This is a genomic window from Chitinophaga sp. 10T418, assembly GCF_056394125.1.
Map to the genome: position 1 here is coordinate 1 of NZ_JBFTHG010000053.1, position 716 is coordinate 716.

The window sequence follows — 716 nt, forward strand, 5'->3', positions numbered from 1 at the left end:
TATGTGATGTACACCTCGGGATCTACCGGTGTTCCTAAAGGCGTGATGGTTTGCCACCGGAGTGTGGTACGACTGGTACGCCCGGGCAGTTTTGCCACGCTGGACGGCAGTGAAATATTATTATCTACCGGGGCGGTATCCTTTGATGCCACTACGTTTGAATACTGGGGCATGTTGCTGAATGGCGGCAGCCTCGTGCTGAGCCGCCGGGAAGTATTACTGGATACGCAACAGCTGGGCGGGTTGATCCGCGCCAAAGCCGTGAACATGATGTGGTTTACAGCCGGTTGGCTGAATCAGCTGGTGGAAGAAGATATCCATCTTTTTAGCGGGTTGAAAACAATACTGGCAGGAGGCGATAAATTATCCGCAGACCATATCCGTTTGTTGCAGCAGTTGTATCCGGATGTACGGATTATTAACGGTTACGGACCAACGGAGAACACTACTTTCTCGCTGACGTATGAGATACCGGCAAACGGAGATATCCTCATCGGTCGTCCTATCAATAACAGCACCGCTTATATCCTGGACAGTGCCCGGCAGCTGGTGCCGGTAGGTGTGGAAGGAGAGATCTGCGTAGGAGGAGATGGACTGGGCCGTGGCTATCTCAATAATGCAGTGCTGACAGCGGAGAAATTTATTCCACATCCATTCCGGAGCGGAGAGCGGTTGTATCGTACAGGAGATCTTGGGCGTTTGCTTCCTGACGGAAA

At 52.1% G+C, this 716-nt stretch carries 1 protein-coding gene; it reads left to right on the top strand.

The annotated features are described in order from the left end of the window. Positions 1-716, top strand: a 716-nt coding sequence (locus AC1DCV_RS35735) for an AMP-binding protein (RefSeq protein WP_477027675.1), incomplete at both ends; no start/stop codon positions are given.